The organism is Mesorhizobium sp. L48C026A00 (assembly GCF_000502375.1).
Lineage (GTDB): Bacteria > Pseudomonadota > Alphaproteobacteria > Rhizobiales > Rhizobiaceae > Mesorhizobium > Mesorhizobium muleiense.
Genome location: NZ_AYWU01000133.1, coordinates 1 through 251, shown reverse-complemented (window position 1 = coordinate 251; position 251 = coordinate 1). Strand labels below are relative to the sequence as shown.

Annotated in this window: 1 pseudogene; it reads left to right on the top strand. The window is 65.3% G+C overall.

The window, feature by feature from the left end:
* Positions 1-251, top strand: a pseudogene (locus tag X738_RS84440) (Mu transposase C-terminal domain-containing protein); the annotation flags it as partial.

The following is a 251-nucleotide window of genomic DNA, read 5'->3' as shown; positions in this document are numbered from 1 at the left end:
CGGCTCGACAGGCAGATCCGTGGCGGACCGCGACGAATATCCCGCAGAGCGACGAGCCCGTCTAAGCTTCGCCGCTCTCGAGCGATGTCTCGCACTCGCGGTGATCGATCACAACCTGCAGGAAAACGCGAAGACGCTGAAAGTGCCGGCCAGAGAGTGGGAGCGCCGGGCGCGCAATCTCCCGCGCTTCGACGATGATGCCATGCGGGTCCTGCTGGCATTCATGCCCGGGAGGGAGCGACGCATCTCGC